Below are 2,469 nucleotides of genomic sequence, written 5' to 3'. Positions count from 1 at the left end.
GTTACCGGGGAAGTTTCCATCCCCGCAGCAAGCTAGCGGGGTATTCGACTGAAATAAAGTTCACTTCTAAAATCCGTAGATGAAAACTAAGATCAATGTGTTTTTATCATTCGGAAGTCAGTCTGATCGGAACTACTGAAATTATAATAATATATAAATAAATATCTAAAAATTGTAAAATTACCCGACGATTTTTAAGATAAGTTATCTGAAAATCAGTTAAGAAGTAGATGATAGGGGCTGAGTCCCTATTCTCGGTCCCTACCTGCGATCCAACCCAAAGATTAAGAGGAAATACTATTGCTCCTAATCTATACCACTATAGTGGGGTGGAGATATATATCATAACCGTTACGAAAGATTGTTTATGGATTTATGATTTAATATATTTAAATAATTATATTTAATTAAAAAATTTAATTGCATTAAAAATTATAGATCTATAAAAGGGACAATTTACATTAAAAATTATAATGATCTTAAAATTGTCTAAATTAAACTATTATTTGTTTGAAATCAATTTTTGATATAAATAATTTAAAATAATCTTAATTATTAGTATATTCTGGAGTTGGGAAGTCGGAGTAGAGGGGTAAACAGATATCTACTGTGTAAAGGTTGCCTGGAAGCCACTGGTCCTTCTTCGAGGCAGTATGCTTGGGGGAGCATAAACTCGGAGAGACTGTATTGGGGATGCGGTCAATGGATTCAGTGCCTCTTGGCTCTTTCTCATTTGTTCTTTTTCCTTCTTAACGGTGTTTCAACGTTGTTTTTTGTTCTGACGTTGTTTTTTGTTTTGACGCTATTGTGAACACTTTTTCTTAAAATTCTAGTTCAAGCCCTACAGGACAGTGGTCAGAACCCATGATTTCACTGTAAATTGAGGAAGATTTTACATTGTCCCGCAGGTTTTCGCTTACGAAAAAGTAGTCCAGACGCCACCCGACATTTCTTTTACGTGCACCTGTTCTCATTGACCACCAGGAATAGTTTCCGCCTTCAGGATGGAACATACGAAAGGTGTCAAGATAGCCAGCAGCAAGGAATTTATCCATCCATGCCCGCTCTTCAGGAAGAAACCCGGATATAGTTTCGTTTTGCTTGGGACGGGCAAGGTCGAGCTCTTTATGGGCGGTATTGACATCTCCGCAAATGACAAGTCTTTTGCCTTCGGCTTTGAGAGCGTTTGCATAGTCTAAAAAAGCTTCATAAAAACTCAATTTGTATTCCAGGCGCTCCAGAGAGGCTTTGCCATTAGGGAAATAGATATTCATTAAGGTAAAGTCCTCAAAATCGGCCCGCAGGAAGCGGCCTTCCCTGTCAAATTTTTCGAGTCCCATGCTGGTTTCTAGCTTCAATGGCTTTTTCCTGGAGAAGAGTCCGACCCCGCTGTAGCCATTCTGTTCTGCTGAGACAAAATAATTATAGTAGCCTGGAATGTTCTTTGCTTCTCTCGGTAGTTTATCAGGAGAAACTTTGGTTTCCTGAATGCAGACAATATCAAATTTCTGTTCCAGTAAAAGTTCAAGAAAACCTTTTTTCATTGCAGCCCGAAGACCATTTACATTCCAGGAAATGAGGTTGTAGTGACCAGACATTTTCGATCCCTAGCGATTTTTTGGAATTTTATATTTAGAATAAAGGCAAGAAGAAACAGGAGTTAAACCGTATAAACTGAATTGAGTAAACTGAATTGAGTAAACTGAATTGAGTAAACTAAATTGAGTAAACTAAATTGAGTAAACTGAAATAAACTGGAAATAATTCAAAGTCTTAGTAAATAAATACTCCCTATTTAGCATGAAAGTACATGAGGATATCTTCCTCACGTGCTCTCTTCACCTTCTTTTTCCATTATCGCAAATATTTCACTAATTATTTTTATTCGTTCATCAACTGAGAATATTTCTGTCTCAACAATCTTCCTATTTTGAATTTCTCCTTTTTTATATCCAGTTCCATCTTCGTACATCTCATCGTTTACGATAAGATGCCATATTATCGTTGCAATTTTCCTTGCCAAGGCAATAATTGCCTTGGAATGCCCAATTGACTTCTTTTTCCTGTTAAAAAACTCTTTTAACTTACTGTTATTCTTTCTTGCCGCTGCTTGAGAAATCTGCGTAAGAATCCATCTTGCTCCCTTTGATCCTCTCTTTGTGATTCTTCCGTTGTGGTATTTATCTGCAGATTGATACACATTAGGAACCAGACCAAGCCAGGAAGCAAGCTTATCTCCAGAAGAAAAATCCTTGAAATTGCCTATTTCAGCAAGTAAAATTGCCGCACCAAGTTCTCCTATACCTGGAACTGACATTAAAATCTCCATTTCTCGCTTATGCTTTTTATAAGCATAATTGAAAATTTCTTTCTCTAAAGCTTCGATCTCATCATCAATACTCTTTATGAGTTTCAGACAGATCTGAAGTCTGAATGCAGCACTTTGAGAGATTTCTCGATCAAGAATTT

The 2,469-nt window shown here is 36.7% G+C and carries 2 protein-coding genes; both read right to left on the bottom strand.

What is annotated here, in order from left to right; translation table 11 throughout:
• Nucleotides 1-821: 821 nt before the first annotated feature.
• Nucleotides 822-1,598: an exodeoxyribonuclease III gene (locus ASJ81_RS11005; RefSeq protein ID WP_095644488.1), complete on the bottom strand. Its 777-nt coding sequence runs from the start codon at nt 1,596-1,598 to the stop codon at nt 822-824.
• A gap of 227 nt (nt 1,599-1,825) precedes the next feature.
• Nucleotides 1,826-2,469, bottom strand: a 644-nt coding sequence (locus ASJ81_RS11000) for an IS110 family transposase (protein ID WP_141241618.1), incomplete at its 5' end; no start/stop codon positions are given.

Source organism: Methanosarcina spelaei (assembly GCF_002287235.1).
Taxonomy (GTDB): Archaea; Halobacteriota; Methanosarcinia; order Methanosarcinales; family Methanosarcinaceae; genus Methanosarcina; species Methanosarcina spelaei.
This window is presented reverse-complemented; position numbering and strand designations above follow the sequence as displayed.